General features: G+C 60.4%; 14 protein-coding genes. 5 read left to right on the plus strand and 9 right to left on the minus strand.

Translation table 11 applies throughout. The features are described 5' to 3' along the window. Window positions 1–24: 24 nt before the first annotated feature. From pyrI to argF, 4 genes are all read right to left on the minus strand, one after another. Complete coding sequence (pyrI, locus tag V8N38_RS02200; protein ID WP_038879023.1) at window positions 25–489, minus strand: aspartate carbamoyltransferase regulatory subunit; 465 nt, start codon at window positions 487–489, stop codon at window positions 25–27. Between the two features lie 12 nt (window positions 490–501). Continuing rightward, on the minus strand, window positions 502–1,437 hold the full coding sequence (gene pyrB / locus V8N38_RS02205) for an aspartate carbamoyltransferase (protein WP_038879020.1): 936 nt from the start codon (window positions 1,435–1,437) through the stop codon (window positions 502–504). A gap of 298 nt (window positions 1,438–1,735) precedes the next feature. Beyond that, entirely contained in the window at window positions 1,736–3,304 is a 1,569-nt protein-coding gene (locus V8N38_RS02210; RefSeq protein WP_147839685.1) for an ABC transporter substrate-binding protein, read from the minus strand. A 195-nt stretch (window positions 3,305–3,499) separates the two neighbouring features. Next, on the minus strand, window positions 3,500–4,519 hold the full coding sequence (gene argF / locus V8N38_RS02215) for an ornithine carbamoyltransferase (protein WP_147839686.1): 1,020 nt from the start codon (window positions 4,517–4,519) through the stop codon (window positions 3,500–3,502). 162 nt (window positions 4,520–4,681) lie between these two features. Between argF and rraB the strand changes: the two genes are divergently transcribed. Both rraB and miaE read left to right on the plus strand, forming a co-directional pair. Further along, the gene (gene rraB / locus V8N38_RS02220; RefSeq protein WP_025305115.1) at window positions 4,682–5,107 is read left to right on the plus strand and encodes a ribonuclease E inhibitor RraB; all 426 of its coding nucleotides are present in this window, start codon (window positions 4,682–4,684) and stop codon (window positions 5,105–5,107) included. A gap of 52 nt (window positions 5,108–5,159) precedes the next feature. After that, window positions 5,160–5,924: a tRNA isopentenyl-2-thiomethyl-A-37 hydroxylase MiaE gene (miaE, locus tag V8N38_RS02225; protein ID WP_100395988.1), complete on the plus strand. Its 765-nt coding sequence runs from the start codon at window positions 5,160–5,162 to the stop codon at window positions 5,922–5,924. A 15-nt stretch (window positions 5,925–5,939) separates the two neighbouring features. Here miaE and V8N38_RS02230 read toward each other — a convergent pair whose 3' ends face one another. From V8N38_RS02230 to pepA, 5 genes are all read right to left on the minus strand, one after another. Further along, window positions 5,940–7,547 carry a GMC family oxidoreductase gene (locus V8N38_RS02230; protein WP_033638869.1) on the minus strand — a complete coding sequence of 536 codons (1,608 nt, stop codon included), beginning with the start codon at window positions 7,545–7,547 and terminating at the stop codon, window positions 5,940–5,942. A gap of 227 nt (window positions 7,548–7,774) precedes the next feature. Continuing rightward, the gene (locus tag V8N38_RS02235; RefSeq protein WP_004933360.1) at window positions 7,775–8,278 is read right to left on the minus strand and encodes a GNAT family N-acetyltransferase; all 504 of its coding nucleotides are present in this window, start codon (window positions 8,276–8,278) and stop codon (window positions 7,775–7,777) included. A 199-nt stretch (window positions 8,279–8,477) separates the two neighbouring features. After that, window positions 8,478–11,354, minus strand: a complete 2,877-nt coding sequence (locus tag V8N38_RS02240; protein ID WP_147839687.1) for a valine--tRNA ligase — start codon at window positions 11,352–11,354, stop codon at window positions 8,478–8,480. 12 nt (window positions 11,355–11,366) lie between these two features. Next, the gene (locus V8N38_RS02245; RefSeq protein WP_019453292.1) at window positions 11,367–11,816 is read right to left on the minus strand and encodes a DNA polymerase III subunit chi; all 450 of its coding nucleotides are present in this window, start codon (window positions 11,814–11,816) and stop codon (window positions 11,367–11,369) included. Window positions 11,817–12,048: 232 nt separating this feature from the next. Beyond that, the gene (gene pepA / locus V8N38_RS02250; RefSeq protein ID WP_033636874.1) at window positions 12,049–13,560 is read right to left on the minus strand and encodes a leucyl aminopeptidase; all 1,512 of its coding nucleotides are present in this window, start codon (window positions 13,558–13,560) and stop codon (window positions 12,049–12,051) included. Window positions 13,561–13,842: 282 nt separating this feature from the next. Here pepA and lptF point away from each other — a divergent pair, with 282 nt between their 5' ends. From lptF to V8N38_RS02265, 3 genes are all read left to right on the plus strand, one after another. Beyond that, window positions 13,843–14,937 carry an LPS export ABC transporter permease LptF gene (lptF, locus tag V8N38_RS02255; RefSeq protein ID WP_019453291.1) on the plus strand — a complete coding sequence of 365 codons (1,095 nt, stop codon included), beginning with the start codon at window positions 13,843–13,845 and terminating at the stop codon, window positions 14,935–14,937. Beyond that, complete coding sequence (gene lptG, locus V8N38_RS02260; protein ID WP_019453290.1) at window positions 14,937–16,007, plus strand: LPS export ABC transporter permease LptG; 1,071 nt, start codon at window positions 14,937–14,939, stop codon at window positions 16,005–16,007. Before lptF ends, lptG begins: the two co-directional genes overlap by 1 nt. A 135-nt stretch (window positions 16,008–16,142) precedes the next feature. After that, window positions 16,143–16,859: a helix-turn-helix transcriptional regulator gene (locus V8N38_RS02265; RefSeq protein WP_147839688.1), complete on the plus strand. Its 717-nt coding sequence runs from the start codon at window positions 16,143–16,145 to the stop codon at window positions 16,857–16,859. The last annotated feature ends 925 nt before the right edge of the window (window positions 16,860–17,784 follow it).

A 17,784-nucleotide genomic window follows, 5' to 3' on the forward strand; every position in this document is an offset into this window, starting at 1 on the left:
CCGCTCCCGCTAAAAGGGCAGAAATCAGTCGGCCTGCAACACCACCTGATGCTCGAACTCTTTCTCGCAATAGCGGCACTTCAGGTGCACTTCGCCGTCGCGCGGTTTCACGCTGAAGCTCGACGCCACCGGCTCGCTGCGGCTGATGCAGTTGCTGTTCGGGCAGGTCAGCACGCCGTCGATGTGATCCGGCAGGCTGAGGGTCAGTTTGCGCACCACTTCATAGTTATCGATGCGGTTTACCGTGGCCTTCGGCGCGTACATCGCCAGCTGGTTGGCCTGCTGCTCGGTCAGGAAGGTGTTTTCGATCTTGATCAGATCCTTGCGGCCCAGCTCGTTGGAGGGCAGGTTCAGGCCGATGGTGATGCGCTGGTCGGTGGCGGTCAGCTTGAACAGCGTCAGCAGTTTGAACCCGATCTGCGCCGGAATGTGGTCGATCACCGTGCCGCATTTGATCGCTTCGACCTGCAGTTTGTTGTCGTGAGTCATGGCGGTTCCCCCTTAAAGAGCCAAATCTGCGTTAAGCACCAGCGCCAGCAGCGCCTGGCGGGCGAAGATGCCGTTGCCCGCCTGCTGGAAGTAGTAAGCGTACGGCGTTTTATCCACGTCGGTGGCGATCTCGTCGATGCGCGGCAGCGGGTGCAGCACCTTGAGGTTGGCGCGCGCGCCGGCCAGATCCGCAGCGCGCAGGACGAACTGCGCCTTCACGTTGGCGTACTCGGAAGGATCGAGGCGCTCTTTCTGTACCCGGGTCATGTAGAGAATATCCAGCTCCGGCACCACTTCTTCAATGCTGCTGTGCAGGCTGTACTCGATGCCTTTCTCTTCCAGCATTTTCAGGATGTAGGCCGGCATCGCCAGCGCGTCCGGGGCGATGAAGTAGAAGCGGTTGCCTTCGAACTTGGCCAGCGCCTGGGTGAGCGAGTGCACGGTGCGGCCGTACTTCAGGTCGCCGACCATGGCGATGCTGAGGTTGCTCAGGCGGCCCTGGGTTTCCTGGATGGTGAACAGATCCAGCAGGGTCTGGGTCGGGTGCTGGTTGGCGCCGTCGCCGGCGTTGAGCACCGGTACGTTGCCGGAGAATTCAGCGGCCATGCGCGCCGCGCCTTCCTGCGGGTGGCGCATCACGATGGCGTCCACGTAGGTGCTGATCACCGAGATGGTGTCGGCCAGGGTTTCGCCTTTCTTGCCGAGCGAGGTGTTGCTGCCGTCGGCGAAGCCCACCACCGAGGCGCCGAGGCGGTGCATCGAGGTTTCGAACGACAGGCGGGTACGGGTCGAGGCTTCGAAGAAGCAGCTGGCGATCACCTTGTGTTTCAACAGTTCCGGCTGCGGGTTGGCTTTCAGACCGGCGGCGGTGCGCAGCACCAGCTCCAGATCCTCGCGGCTGAGATCGTTAATAGAGATGATGTGTTTGTGATACAGCGGGTTGGCCATTTTTCACTCCTCCTCGACGCGTGCCCGTGGCGCGGGACTTTGGGATATTCTCAAGGCAAAAAAAAGCCCCTCAATGAGGGGCTTGAAACGATCGGTTTAGCAACAGGAGAAACAACGGCAGCTGGCCGCCGATAGGCAGTCGGTTTTGTCGATTGTGGCTAACAAAACAAACGTCGTTTTTCATGCTTTCTCCTGGCAAATTGTGGCGCATTATACTCGCGCTTTTCTCTACTGCAAGCGCTAAAACGCCGTTTTTTGCCGCCCCGCAATCGATTGGCCGGCGATGGCCGCCCGCCGGCTATTTGCTGACGCGATCGTAGTAGACCATGTCGGCGTTCAGCCCCTGCTGGTAGCCTTTGACGTTGTCGCGCAGCACCACTTCGGTTTTGGCCTGATCGATAAACACGTAAGGCGAACTGCGCTGCAGCTCCTGCTGCATGGCGGTGTACAGCGCGCGGCGCTTGGCCGGATCGGCTTCGGCCAGCGCCGCCAGCGTCTGCTGGTTCAACTGCGGGATCTGCCAGCCGTTCAGTCCGGCTACCGTGCTGCTTTTGCCGTCGTTGTAGGCGAAGGCGCTGGCGTTGGAGTGGGCGTCGAAGTAATCCGGGATCCACAGGCGGATCGCCGCCTGATGCTGCCTGGCGCGCACGCGGGAGTAAACCTGGCTGCCCGCCGCCGGCAGCAGCTCTACTTTCACGCCGGCGGCGGCGAAGCTGCCCTGCAGCGCCTGCGCGATGGTGATGAACGGCGGCTTGTTCTCCACGTCCAGCGTAAAGGCGGCGTGGGTGATGCCCGCCTTGGCCAGGATGGCTTTCGCCTTGGCCGGATCGTAGCTGAACGGGTTGGTCTCCAGCGCGCCCGGCAGCCCGACCGGCAGGAAGCTCTGGTGCACGAAGTATTGGCCCTTCAGCAGATCCTTCGTGATGCCTTGATAATCCACCAGGTAGCGCGCCGCTTCCCAGAACGCCGGGTTGTTCAGCAGCGGATTGGTGCCGTTGCCGGTGTTGAATACCAGGTAGTTTTGCTCGGCGGACGGGATCTCCAGCACCTTGACGCCCGGCTGGTTTTTCAGCGTGTCGGTCTGATCGGCGCCCAGTTCGCGGGCGATATCGGCGTCGCCCTGCTGGATCAGCAGGCGGCGGGTGGCCGGGTCCGGCACGTTTTTAATGATGATGTTTTTCAGCTGCGGCTTGTCGCCCGGCGTCGAGGGGTTGGCGTCCAGTACGATCGCCTGGTGCGGCTGATAGACGCGCATCTTGAACGGGCCGCTGCCGGCGGAGTGCATTTTCAGCCAGGCGTTGCCGAAGTCGCCGTCTTTAACGTTGGCCAGCGCCGCCTTGCTGTCGACGATCGAAGCGATCGGCGTCGAGAGAATATTCAGCGCCACCGCCGGGCTGACGTCCGCCGTCCAGCGCAGCTGCACGGTATGTTCGTCAATCTTCTTCAGCTGCGCGTCGATGTTGTCCGGCTGCCAGCCGAGCACGTTGAGGATGAACGCCGGCGACTTGTTCATCTTGACCGCGCGGCTGTAGGAGAAGATCACGTCGTCGGCGGTCAGCGGGTTGCCGGAGGCGAACGCCGCCTGCGGCCGCAGTTTCACCGTCAGCGTTTTGGCCGCCGCATCGCTCTGCCAGCTTTCCGCCAGCACCGGTGCCACCTTGGCCGGATCGTCGCGATCCGCCTGCACCAATCGTTGATACAGGCTGGGCACCGTCTGGATGCTGGAGAGTTCGTTGGCTTCCGCCGGATCGAGGCTGACGATGTCATCCAGCGATTGCACCACCACCAGCGTATTCGGCGGCGTGGCGGCTAACGCGGCGGCGGGCAGGGCGGCGAGCAGGAACAGCGGCAAGAGTTTGGCTTTCATCGGTGTGTATCCCCTGAAGGCGCCGCCAGGCGGCGCTGAGAACGGTTTGTTATCGTTGGTTTTTACGGCGCGAGCGCCGTCGGCCTGTCACGGTAGAACCTTTGCCCGCGGCGGGCAAAGGCCAATACGCTATTTGATATTCCAGGAATATATTAGCCGCCCTGGCCGAGGGCGCCAGGGCGGAGGGGAGGACTGTCAGAGGGTTTCGCTCAGCGTGGCGACCAGCACCGCTTTGATGGTGTGCAGCCGGTTTTCCGCCTGATCGAACACCACGCTGTGCGCCGATTCGAACACTTCGTCGGTCACTTCCATGCCGCCGTGCAGATCGTACTGCTGCGCCATCTGCTTGCCGAGCGTGGTTTGATCGTCGTGGAACGCCGGCAGGCAGTGCAGGAACTTCACGTTCGGGTTGCCGGTCAGCTTCAGCATCGCCATGTTGACCTGATACGGCCGCAGCAGCGCGATACGCTCCTGCCAGGTCTCTTTCGGTTCGCCCATCGACACCCACACGTCGGTGTAGAGGAAGTCGGCGTCTTGTACCCCTTCGGCGATGTCTTCGGTCAGGGTGAGTTTCGCGCCGGTTTGCTGCGCCAGCGCCTGGCATTCGGCCACCAGCTCCGGCTGCGGCCAGCAGGCCTTCGGCGCCACTAGCCGCAGATCCATGCCCGCCAGCGCGGCGGCTTCCTGCAGCGTGTTGCCCATGTTGTTGCGCGCGTCGCCGATGTACGCCAGTTTCACTTCACTCAGCGCCTTGCCCGGCAAGTGCTCCTGCACGGTGAGCAGATCCGCCAGCAGTTGGGTGGGGTGGAACTCGTCGGTCAGGCCGTTCCATACCGGCACGCCGGCGTATTCCGCCAGGGTTTCCACCAGCGCCTGGCCGTAGCCGCGATACTGAATACCGTCGTACAGGCGGCCCAGCACCCGGGCGGTGTCTTTCATCGATTCCTTATGGCCGATCTGGCTGCCGCTCGGGCCGAGGTAAGTGACCTGGGCGCCCTGATCGAATGCGGCAACTTCGAAAGAGCATCGCGTGCGGGTCGAGTCTTTTTCGAAGATGAGCGCAATGTTTTTGCCCTGCAGCCGGCGCTGTTCCTGCCCTTGCTTCTTGGCCTGCTTCAGATCGGCCGAAAGCCGCAGCAGCGCCTGCAGCTCGGCGGGGGTGAAATCCATTAACCTCAGAAAGTGACGTTGGTAGAACGCATTGCCGGTGCTCATAGTCCGATTCCCTGATTGTGTAATTGAATTAAAATTCACTTTATATGTATGAATATTCAATTTCAACCCCAGCGAGGAAATCTTTCACGTTTATCGTGGAAGCAATGTCGGCGGTGTGTGAAAATAGAAGGAATGAAGGCCATTTGACTTGAGGATATAGGCATGGCAAACCGCGAATTGCTGGAAGAACAACGTGAAGAGACCCGCCTGATCATCGAAGAACTGCTGGAAGACGGCAGCGATCCGGACGCGCTCTACACCATCGAGCACCATCTGTCCGCCGAGAAATTTGAGGTTCTGGAGCAGGCCGCCGTTGAAGCCTTCAAGCTGGGCTACGAAGTGACCGACGCCGAAGAGCTGGAAGTGGAAGACGGTTCGATGGTGATGTGCTGCGACGTGATCAGCGAAGTCGGCCTGAACGCCGAGCTGATCGACGCTCAGGTCGAGCAGCTGGTGGCGCTGGCGGAGCGCTGCGGCGTCAACTACGACGGCTGGGGCACCTACTTCGAAGATCCGAACGGTGAAGACGGTGAGGATGACGAAGACGGCGACTACATCGACGAAGACGACGACGGCAAACGCCACTGATTAACCCCGCTTATTCACATGGGCCGGTTCTCGCCGGCCCCTGATAAACGCCATGACATACCAATCCCTGTTAGCCCCGATTTTAAGCTTCCTGCACTGTGAAACGCCCGACGCCTGGATCGACGCCGCGCGCCGTCCGGAAAACCTGCAGCTGTTGCTGACCGACCACCTGGTGTGCGAGCTGAAAGCCGCGCAGACCGGCATGTGGCTGATCCGCCGCTACGTGGCGGACAAAGAGAGCGGCGACGCGCTGTTGGCGCTGCTGCGCCCTTACGAGGCGTTTCTGCACGAGGCGCAGGGCGCGCCGGACACGTTGTTCCGCCAGGGCCAGTTCACCCGCAAGATCTTGCCGAAAAACGGCTCGGCCTACGGCCAGGATCTGGCGGATCGCATGGTGCTGTTAATCAAGGAAGAGCTGCATCACTTCTCGCAGGTGCTGGAGATCATGCAGGCGCGCGGGATCCCGTATCGCAAGATCACCGCCAGCCGCTACGCCAAGGGCATGATCCGCGAGATCCGCACCCACGATCCGGCGACGTTGATCGACAAACTGATCTGCGGCGCCTACATCGAAGCGCGATCCTGCGAACGCTTCGCCAAACTGGCGCCGCACCTGGACGACGAGCTGAACCGCTTTTACGTCTCGCTGCTGCGATCCGAAGCGCGTCACTATCAGGACTACCTGACGCTGGCGGAACAGATCGCCGGCGGCGACATCAGCGAACGGGTGGTGCATTTCGGCCGTCTCGAAGCTGAGCTGATCCTGTCGCCGGACAGCGAACTGCGCTTCCACAGCGGCGTGCCCGCCGCCGCCTGAGGTTGAGGCGCGCCCCTACTGCGGCGCGCCCAGCAACAGATCCACCGCCTTTTCCGCCAGCATGATGGTCGGCGCATTGGTGTTGCCGCTGGTGAGCTGCGGCATCACCGAGCAGTCGATCACCCGCAGCCGTTCAAAACCGTGCACCCGCAGCTGCGGATCGGTCACCGCGTCCTGCGGCGACGGCCCCATGCGGCAGCTGCCCACCGGGTGATACACCGTCTTGCAGAAGTTGCGTACGAACTCTTCCAGCTGCGCTTCGTCGCGCGTCCATTCCGGCTGCGGCATCAGCAGATCTTTGATCAGCGGCTTCAGCGCCGCGGTTTGCAGGAAATCCAGGCCGAACTTCACCGCGCGCACGCTGCCGGCCAGATCGTCCGGGTGGCCGAGGTAGTTGGCGTGCAGCTTGACCGGATCGCGCGGGTTGCTGCTGCGCAGCTGCACTTCGCCGCGCGCCTTCGGCTGCAGGTAGCCGACCTTGAGCGTGAAGCCGTGAATGTTCGGCAGCGGCTCGCCGGGCACGTCGTCCCAGCTGTCCAGCAGCGGCAGGAAGTGGATTTGCACGTCCGGCCGGCCGTCGCCCTGGCTGTCGGTGAAGGCGGCGCCTTCCAGCACGTTGGACGAGAGCACGCCGCTGCGAAACGCCAGCCATTGCGCGCCGTGGCTCAGCGCCTGCAGGCCGCGATCGGCGCCGAATAGGCTGATCGGCTCGCGGGTGCTGACGTTGATCGACATGTGCAGGTGGTCGTGGAAGTTTTTGCCCACCGGCAGATCCGCCCGCACCTCAATGCCCAGCTGTTGCAGGTGGTCGCGCGGGCCGATGCCGGACAGCATCAGCAGCTTCGGCGAACCGACCGCGCCGGCGCTGACGATCACCTCTTTGGTGGCGCGCGCGGTCACTTCCGCACCGCCGTTTTGGCTGTAGACCACGCCGGTGGCGACGTTGCCCTCGAAGGTCAGCCGGTGCGCCAGGGCGTTCAGTTTCACCACCAGCCGCCGTTCGTCGCGCACCGCCTTCAGGTAGGTGCGGGCAGTGCTGGCGCGTTCGCCATTGTGGGTGGTGGTTTGGTAGAAACCGACGCCGTGCTGGCTGTCGCCGTTGAAGTCGTTGCGGTAGGGCAGGTTCAGCTCCTGGCCGGCGCGGATAAACGCCATGCTGAGCGGGTGGCGGTAGCGGTTTTCGCTGACCGGCAGCAGCCCGTCGGCGCCGTGGTAGTCGTCTGACAGGCTTTCGTTGGCCTCGGCGCGTTTGAAATAGGGCAGCACCTCCCGGTAGCTCCAGCCGGTGCAGCCGTAGCGTTCGGCCCAGTCATCGTAGTCCTGCGGCTGGCCGCGCAGGTAGATCATGCCGTTGACCGAGCTGCTGCCGCCCAGCACCTTGCCCTGTGCGATCTGCATGCGGCGGTTGTTGGCGTGCGGTTCCGGTTCCGTCTCGTAGGGCCAGCTCTTTTTGGCGATGATCTTGGCCACCCCGGCCGGCATCTTGATGAACAGGTTATTGTCGTCGCCGCCGGCTTCCAGCAGCAGCACCCGCGCCTGGGTGCGGCGGATCAGCTGCGCCGCCAGCACGCAGCCGGCAGAACCGGCGCCGACGATGATGTAATCAAAGGTGTTTTCCGACATGACAGCTCTCCGTGCGCGATTGGGATACTGGCAGAGTAACGCGGGGGGAAAAACGGTCAATTTGCGATCGTTAATTTATTAACGAACTTCACATTAAATTTACATCGTGGTTTTTAACGTCAGTTTATCTGCTTGAAAAACGGCGTTATAGCGAGTTTTACTGATTGATTGCGATATTAATAAAATGGCGCAGAAAGCTGCGCCATGATAGAGACGGCGGGGGGCGATTACAGCGTTTTCAGCATGGTAACTTCGCAATCGACGTGGCCGGTGGCGCCCATCGCATGGTCGATGTGTTCGAAGCCCAGGTGTTCGTACAGCGCAACGGCCTGCGTCAGGCTGGCGGTGGTCTCAAGGTAACAACAGCGGAAGCCGTGCTGGCGGGCGAAATCCAGCGCCTGCAGCGCCAGGCGCTTCGCCAATCCCTTGCCGCGCAACACCGGCAGGAAATACATCTTCTGCAATTCGCAAATATCGTCTGCGCCGCCCTGCAGCGGCGCGATGCCGCCGCCGCCGGCGACCTGACCGTCCACCTCGATCACCCAGTAAGCGCTGCGCGGCAGGCTGTAGAGCTGATACAGGGCGTCCAGATTGGGATCGGAGACGGTATAGCCTTTATCCGCCGTCAGGCCGTGCTCGGCGGAGACTTCGCGAATGACGTGAGCAATGGCGGGATTGTCTTCCGCCGTGATGGGGCGCACCAGCAGGCGCGCCGGGGTTGCTGTTGTCATGTTTACACTCGCCATTGAAAGAGACCACGTTCATTTTCGTTTTTATCGCAGCACGAAACGCGCCGGGGGTTATTTCCCGGCGGCGTCCCTGCAGCAGTAATATCTTGTAATAACATCTAACCCGGCCCGGATGCAACGGCGATAAAAAAACAGCGGGGAAGACCCCGCTGTTTTTCAGGCGTTGGCGTGAGCCGGTGGATTACAGCGCGGCGATGGTCGCCTGCTGTTCCTGCAGCTTCACTTTGCCTTCTTTGCAGGCCGCCAGACGATCGCGCTCTTTGGCGACTACCGCTTCCGGCGCGCGCGCCACGAAGCCTTCGTTCGCCAGCTTGCCTTCGATCGCGGCGATTTCCGCATCCAGCTTGCCCATCTCTTTCGCCAGACGCGCGATCTCGGCGTCCTTGTCGATGAAACCGGCCATCGGGATCAGCAGCTCGGCGCCGTCCACCAGCTTGGTGACGGAGACCGGGCCTTTATCACCGGCCGGCAGCAGCGCGATAGATTCCAGGCGCGCCAGACGGGCGATAAAGCTTTGGTTCTCCTGCACGCGGCGCTGGGCGTCGGCGCTGCAGTTGCGCAGCAGCACGTCGAGCGCTTTGCTTGGCGCGATGTTCATCTCGGCGCGGATGTTGCGCACGGCGATGATGGTTTGTTTGATCCACTCCAGATCGTTCAGCGCCTGCTCGTCTTCCAGCGCGGCGTCGTAGGCCGGGAACGGCTGCAGCATGATGGTGTCTGCGGTCGTGCCGGTCAGCGGCTTCACGCGCTGCCAGATGGTTTCGGTGATGAACGGAATGATCGGGTGCGCCAGGCGCAGCAGCGCTTCCAGCACGGTGATCAGCGTGTGGCGGGTGCCGCGCTGTTCCGCTTCGCTGCCGTTGCTCACCACCGGCTTGGTCAGCTCCAGATACCAGTCGCAGAACTGGTTCCAGGTGAATTCGTACAGGATGTTGGCCGCCAGATCGAAGCGGTAGGTGTCCAGCGCTTCGCGGTAGGCTTTCACCGTGCGGTTGAATTCGGCCAGGATCCAGCGATCCGCCAGCGACAGCACTTTCTCGCCGCCGTTGAAGCCGCAGTCGTGCGCTTCGGTGTTCATCAGCACGAAGCGGCTGGCGTTCCACAGCTTGTTACAGAAGTTGCGGTAGCCTTCCAGGCGCTTCATGTCCCAGTTGATGTCGCGGCCGGTCGAGGCCAGCGCCGCCAGGGTGAAGCGCAGGGCGTCGGTGCCGTGCGGCTCGATGCCGTTCGGGAACTGCTTCTCGGTGCGCTTGCGGATTTTCTCCGCCAGCTGCGGCTGCATCATGTTGCCGGTGCGTTTTTCCAGCAGATCTTCCAGCGAGATGCCGTCGACCATGTCCAGCGGATCGATCACGTTGCCTTTCGACTTGGACATCTTCTGGCCTTCGTCGTCGCGGATCAGACCGGTCATGTAGACGGTCTTGAACGGCACCTGCGGCTTGCCGTTTTCATCCTTGATGAAGTGCATGGTCAGCATGATCATGCGCGCGATCCAGAAGAAGATGATGTCGAAGCCGCTGACCATCACGCTGGTCGGGTGGAAGGTTTTCAGCGCGTCGGTCTGCTCTGGCCAGCCCAGGGTAGAGAAGGTCCACAGGCCGGACGAGAACCAGGTGTCCAGCACGTCTTCGTCCTGGGTCAGCACCACGTTGGCGCCCAGGTTGTTCTCGATGCGCACTTCTTCTTCGCTGCGGCCCACGTAGACTTTGCCGTTCACGTCATACCAGGCCGGGATGCGGTGGCCCCACCACAGCTGACGCGAGATGCACCAGTCCTGAATGTCACGCATCCAGCTGAAGTACATGTTTTCGTACTGCTTCGGCACGAACTCGATTTGGCCCTGTTCGACCGCTTCCACCGCCACTTTGGCCAGCGGCGCGGTGCGCACGTACCATTGGTCGGTCAGCATCGGCTCGATCACCACGCCGCCGCGGTCGCCGTAAGGCACCGTCAGGTCGTGCGGTTTGATCTCGTCCAGCAGGCCCAGATTATCGAAGGCGGCAACCACCGCTTTACGCGCCGCGAAGCGCTCCAGGCCACGGAACTCGGCCGGGATCTCGTTGCAGTAGTCGGTGCAGACTTCGCCCAGGGTGTTGAACACTTCCGCTTCCTGGCGGATGTCGCCGTCGAAGGTCAGAATGTTGATCATCGGCAGGCCATGGCGTTTGCCGACTTCGTAGTCGTTGAAATCGTGCGCCGGGGTGATCTTCACGCAGCCGGTGCCTTTTTCCATATCGGCGTGTTCGTCGCCGACGATGCGGATGCGGCGGCCGACCAGCGGCAGAATGATCTCTTTGCCGATCAGATCTTTATAGCGCGGATCTTCCGGGTTGACCGCCACGCCGGTATCGCCCAGCACGGTTTCCGGACGGGTGGTGGCGACCACCAGATAGTCTTTGCCCTCGGCGGTTTTCGCGCCGTCGGCCAGCGGGTAGCGCAGGTGCCACATGGAGCCTTTGGACTCGCGGTTTTCCACTTCCAGATCGGAGATGGCGGTGCGCAGCTTCGGATCCCAGTTCACCAGGCGCTTGCCGCGGTAGATCAGGTCTTCTTTGTGCAGACGGACAAACACTTCGCGCACCGCGTTCGACAGGCCTTCGTCCATGGTGAAGCGCTCGCGCTCCCAGTCCACGGAGTTGCCCAGACGGCGCATCTGGCGGGTGATGGTGCCGCCGGATTCCGCCTTCCACTGCCAGATTTTGTCGATGAACGCGTCACGGCCGTAGTCGTGGCGGGTTTTGCCTTCTTCCGCGGCGATCTTGCGCTCCACCACCATCTGGGTGGCGATGCCGGCGTGGTCGGTGCCCGCCTGCCACAGGGTGTTTTTACCCTGCATGCGCTGATAGCGAATCATGGTGTCCATGATGGTCTGCTGGAACGCGTGGCCCATGTGCAGGCTGCCGGTGACGTTCGGCGGCGGGATCATGATGCAGAAGCTTTCCTGGCTGGTGTCGCCGTTCGGCTTGAAGTAACCCTGATTCTCCCAATGATCGTACAGCTTCTGTTCGATCTGTTTTGGGTCGTATGCGGTGTCGAGCTGACTGTTTGTCTTTTCCATTCTTTATCGTATTCAGTGAGTTGGCGGCGTAGCCGTGGTCAAATGGAAGCCGACGCTGCGATAGGCCTTGTAACGGTCGCGCGCCAACTGTTTCAGAGTGTCTTCGTAAGGAACGAAGTCTACCACTTCATGGAAAGCGGTAGCAAAATCGGCAAACTGCGGCAGCAGGGCGATCAGCAGATCGCGCGGGGCGTTGCCGCGCTTGCCGGGCCAGCACAGTTCCACCGGCGCGCCGTAGTGCGGCCCTTCGCCGGCCAGGTTGTGCGGCACGAATTCATGCGGCTCGCGCTGCCACAGCGCTTCGTCCAGCCGCTGGGCCTGCTCCTGGCTCTCGCAGGCGATCAGCACCCGCTTGCCGGCGCGCCAGCGTTCGGCGGCAACGGCGCAGGCCACGGCCTCATGGGCGCTGAGCGCGCCAGACGGTTCCGCGTTGTCGAGCAAATAAAACGTCGCCTGTTTCATTAAGGATCCACCGCTGCCGATAAAAAAAACAGGGCACAACATGTAGGTTGCGCCCTTTTAGGGAACGGAGCAGATAACTCTACCCCTTCGCTGCTGAGAGGATTATATACCCAATAGATTTCAAGTTGCAGCTAGGCGGCAAGTTCGTTCATCCCCAGGAGCTGACATCAAGTCAGTGACTGGGGTGAACGAATGCGGCCAACAACGCTGCAGCTTGAAAGATGAAGGGTATTTAATCGTCGCCGTTCAGGCCCGCGCGGTTGAGCAAGAACTGCGACAGCAGCGCCACCGGGCGGCCGGTCGCGCCCTTGGCTTTACCGGAACGCCAGGCGGTGCCGGCGATATCCAGGTGCGCCCAGGTGTACTTGCGGGTGAAGCGCGACAGGAAGCAGGCAGCGGTGATGGCGCCGCCAGGGCGGCCACCGATGTTTGCCATGTCGGCGAAGTTGGAGTCCAGCTGCTCGTAGTACTCGTCGGCCATCGGCAGGCGCCAGGCGCGGTCGCCGGCCTGCTCGGAAGCGCCCAGCAGCTCGTGCGCCAGCGGATTGTGGTTCGACATCAGGCCGGTGATGTGGTGGCCCAAGGCGATCACGCAGGCGCCGGTCAGGGTGGCGATGTCGATCACCAGCTCCGGCTCGAAGCGCTCGACGTAGGTCAGGGTGTCGCACAGCACCAGGCGGCCTTCGGCGTCGGTGTTGAGCACCTCGACGGTCTGGCCGGACATGGTGGTCAGCACGTCGCCCGGACGGTACGCCCGGCCGCCCGGCATGTTTTCACAGCCGGCCAGCACGCCGATCACGTTCAGCGGCAGGTTCAGCTCCGCCACCACGCGCATCACGCCGTACACGGTCGCCGCGCCGCACATGTCGTATTTCATCTCGTCCATGCCGTCAGCCGGTTTGATCGAGATGCCGCCGGAGTCGAAGGTCAGCCCTTTGCCTACCAGCACGATCGGCTTAGCGTCCGGATTTGGGTTGCCCTTATATTCCATCACCGACATCAATGATTCGTTCTGCGAACCGGCACCGACCGCCAGATAGGCGTTCATGCCCAGCTCTTTCATCTGCTGTTCGCCGATGACGCGGGTGGTGATGTGGGTGCTGAAGGCGTCCGCCAGCTGGCGGGCCTGCGAGGCCAGGTAGCCGGCGTTACAGATGTTCGGCGGCATGTTGCCGAGATCTTTGGCCGCCTTGATGCCGGAAGCCACCGCCAGGCCGTGCTGGATAGCGCGCTCGCCGCTGGTGAGCTCACGGCGGGTCGGTACGTTGAACACCATTTTGCGCAGCGGACGACGCGGCTCCACCTTGTTGCTTTTCAGCTGATCGAAGGTGTAGAGCGTCTCTTTGGCGGTTTCTACCGCCTGACGCACTTTCCAGTAGGTATTGCGGCCTTTCACGTGCAGTTCGGTCAGGAAGCAGACCGCTTCCATCGAGCCGGTGTCGTTAAGGGTATTGATGGTTTTCTGGATCACCTGCTTGTATTGGCGCTCATCGAGCTCGCGCTCTTTGCCGCAGCCGATCAGCAGGATGCGCTCGGAGAGAATGTTGGGCACATGGTGCAGTAGCAGCGTCTGCCCGACCTTGCCTTCCAGTTCGCCACGGCGCAGCAATGCGCTGATATAACCATCACTGATTTTGTCGAGTTGTTCTGCGATAGGGGACAGGCGGCGCGGTTCGAAAACGCCGACTACAATACAGGCACTGCGCTGTTTTTCCGGGCTACCGCTTTTTACACTGAACTCCATGCACTCTCCTGAATCTTAAAGACAAAGGCGGACGCTACGGCTAGAATAACCGACTCCGTAACGATCTCCTGCCATTTGAGTTAACGGATTATGTTAACCTGAACGGCATAAATTGCTCTGTTTTGGCGACTATAAGCAAGTTCCTATAGGACACCCAAACGGCTTGATGTTGTAATACTATTTTAGCTGTGAAGGTTGCCATATGATGAGAATAAATGGCGGATTAACGATGAAATTATCGATTTTCCTGCAAAAAGACAAGTTTTCACAGGCGTAATAAGCGTGATCATCATAAGATATCTGGTACGGGAAACGCTCAAGAGCCAAATCGCCATCCTGTTCATCCTGCTTCTGATCTTCTTTTGTCAGAACCTGGTCAGGGTGTTGGGCGACGCGGTGGACGGCAATATCCCGACAAACTTAGTACTCTCCCTGCTCGCGTTGGGCGTGCCGAAAATGGCGCAGCTCATCCTGCCTTTGAGCCTGTTTCTCGGCTTGCTGATGACGCTTGGGCGGTTGTATACCGAGAGCGAAATCACCGTTATGCACGCCTGCGGGCTGGGCAAACGCACCCTGATTATCGCCGCCATGATCCTGGCGCTGCTCACCTCTGCGGTCGCAGCGGTGAACGTGTTTTGGGCCGGCCCCTGGGCCTCGCGCTATCAGGACGTGGTGGTGAACGAAGCCAAGGCCAACCCGAGCATCGCCGGGCTGGCGGAAGGGCAGTTCAAACCCTCGCAGGACGGCAACGCGGTGCTGTTTATCGGCAACGTGAAGGGCAGCACCTTCAACGACGTGTTCCTGGCGCAGCTGCGGCCGAACGGCAACCAACGCCCGTCGGTGGTGGTGGCCGAGCACGGCAACATCGTGCAGCAGAAAGACGGCTCGCAGGTGGTGACGCTCGACAAGGGCACCCGCTTTGAAGGCACCGCGCTGCTGCGCGACTTCCGCATTACCGACTTCACCGACTACAAGGCGGTGATTGGCCACCGCACCGTGGCGGCGGACAACACCGAATCCGAACAGATGTCGATGCAGACGCTGTGGGAATCCGACGATCCGGACGCGCGCGCCGAGCTGCACTGGCGCCTGACGCTGGTGGTCTCGGTGGCGCTGATGGCGCTGCTGGTGGTGCCGCTCAGCGTGGTGAACCCACGCCAGGGCCGCGTGCTGAGCATGCTGCCGGCCATCCTGCTGTATCTGATCTTCTTCCTGCTGCAGACCTCGCTGCGCTCCAACGCCGGCAAGGGCAAGCTGGATCCGATGCTGTGGCTGTGGTTGGTTAACGGCGTTTACTTCGCGATCGCGCTGGCGCTGAACCTGTGGGATACCGTGCCGATGCGCAAGCTGCGCGCACGCCTGAGAGGAGCGGCCTGATGTTTGGCGTATTAGACCGGTATATCGGTAAAACGATTTTCAACACCATCATCATGACGCTGTTCATGCTGGTGTCGCTGTCCGGCATCATCAAGTTCGTCGATCAGCTACGCAAGGTCGGCCAGGGCGAATACACCGCCCTGAGCGCCGGCATGTACACCCTGCTGAGCGTGCCGAAAGACATCGAGATCTTCTTCCCGATGGCGGCGCTGCTCGGCGCGCTGCTCGGCCTGGGCCAACTGGCGACGCGCAGTGAACTGGTAGTGATGCAGGCTTCCGGCTTCACCCGCCTGCAGATCGCCGGCTCGGTGATGAAAACCGCCATTCCGCTGGTGCTGCTGACCATGGCGATCGGCGAGTGGGTGGCGCCGCAGGGCGAGCAGATGGCGCGCAACTACCGCGCCCAGCAGATGTACGGCGGCTCACTGCTCTCCACCAAGAGCGGGCTGTGGGCGAAGGACGGCAACGACTTCATCTACATCGAGCGCGTCTCCGGCGATAAAGAACTCTCCGGCGTGAACATCTACCACTTCAACGATCAGCGTCGCCTCGAGACGGTGCGCTATGCCGCCACCGCCAGCTTCGAGAACGGCCTGTGGCAGCTTTCGCAGGTGGACACCTCGGATCTGACCAACCCGAAACAGGTGACCGGCACCCAGACGCTGACCGGCGAATGGAAAACCAACCTGACCCCGGACAAGCTGGGCGTGGTGGCGCTGGATCCGGATTCGCTCTCCATCAGCGGGCTGCATAACTACGTGAAGTACCTGAAGCAGAGCGGCCAGGAATCCAACCGTTACCAGCTCAACATGTGGAGCAAAATCTTCTCGCCGCTGTCGGTGGCGGTGATGATGCTGATGGCGCTGTCGTTCATCTTCGGCCCGCTGCGCAGCGTGCCGATGGGTATCCGCGTGGTGACCGGCATCAGCTTCGGCTTCCTGTTCTACGTGCTGGATCAGATCTTCGGCCCGCTGAGCATGGTCTACAGCATGCCGCCGGTGCTGGGCGCGCTGCTGCCGAGCATGCTGTTCCTGCTGATCAGCGTGTATATGCTGCTCAAACGCAAGTAGCGGGGCGATCGGTAGTGAAGAAAGGCGTGGCCGTGGGGCCGCGCCTTTTTTGTTGGTGCGGCATGCCCCCGCCTGCGGTTTTTGTCGTGTTATAGTCACTTCAGTGGCAATGCAGGGAGAGGGAGCTGGCAGCCAATGGAAGACGAATATAATCTCAGCAACATTATCGGCAAGCGCCTGGAAGCGGCACTCGGGGAGTTGGGCGATCTCTTGTGGGCGTATGTGGTGCTATCCAAAAAAGACATTGCCTGCATCTTTGGCGTCACCAACTACCCGAGTGAATGGGTAAAAAAGTATCAAGAGCAGGGGTTGCAGTACATTGATCCGGTGGTGCTTACCGCCCGCAACCGCCTGACCCCGTTCGCCTGGGACGAGCAAATTATGGCTGACGCAGGGCTGCACTTTCCCGAACTGTTCGAGCAGGCCCGCGAGTTTGGCGTGACGCACGGCTATACCTTCGTGCTGCACGATTACAACGACAACCTCGTCACGCTTTCTTTTGCCTTCAGCGCGGAACAGAAAATGGCAGCCATCCAGGCGCTCACCGAGCGTAAAGGCGACATTTCGGTATTGCTGGCCTCAATCCATGAGTCGTACCTGGCGCTGTCCCCACTGTCAGCAAAAAACGCCGCATCCCTGGAGCGTAACGCCCGCTTTACCGACAGGGAAAACGAAATCCTCTATTGGGCCAGCGTGGGTAAAACCTACCAGGAAACGGCGATGATCCTGGGCATAAAGACCGGCACCATCAAGTTTCATATGTCCAACATTGTCAAAAAGCTGGGGGTCACGAATGCCCGACATGCTGTGCGCTTGGGGATGGAGCTGCGGCTGATTAAGCCGGTGGAGTGACGGGCTAGTTAGCCCGTGGAATACTGAGGCAACGGCTGCGCAGAACTCATCAGCGGGATACGTCTAAAGGGAGAAAATATCGGCTGGCGAGCAGCGTCTTTCGATTCGGGAAATAGCGAGCGTTAACCGGTATTGATTTGGCGCCGTGGCGATTAACGTGAAGGCCGCAATAGCGTATCGGCGGCTCCGAACTCTGCAATTTGAAATAATCACCAGGTTGAACTGATAAAGGTCTAGTAAGGGACTGTACTTTAGTCTAACTAGTTTCTCGCCCCTTAAGGCGATACACTTCCCCGGTAATTTTTTGATAAAAATACAAAAAAAAACCTGACCGCGTAGGGCCAGGTTGCCAATATTGGCCAACACCAGGGAAAATTTTCTTGCACCATCTTAAAGCTATTAACTCCGCAGAGGCAAGCGATCTCAGCTGGTTTTTAGGCATTAACTAGCCATTTTGTTATGTATACACGTTATTTTCTGGTGATTTCAGATAAAGCCCATCCAACGTGAATAACCTCTACCGTTTGATAGCCTAGATTTCTATTTTTTATTTTTCACCTGACATTCAGCAATGAAAAAATAGTGTTCTCGAAATGTTGCGCAACCTCATTCTTTATTGGCTGACACATGAATGTGTAATTATTTGCAGCGTTGTCATTGCGGCTGGGGATTATTTTGTTTTTGATAGGCGCTGGGTTAGACAGCGGTGATGGGGGAGGCTGGTGCGTCCTTCAGTTTGACGGGTTCCTGAACCTGTTTCGCTAGCTGGGCGAGCGGTTCTGGCTAGTGGGAGGGAGTGACGTTCGGCACAGGAGTCATCATTGCTCTGTGCAACGATGCTGGAATATGGAATCGGACGGTATCGTGTGAGTGTGGTGTACCTCATCCCCAGATGCTCGTTGCAACAGCCTGCTCATCATCAACG

This window comes from Serratia nevei (assembly GCF_037948395.1).
GTDB lineage: Bacteria > Pseudomonadota > Gammaproteobacteria > Enterobacterales > Enterobacteriaceae > Serratia > Serratia nevei.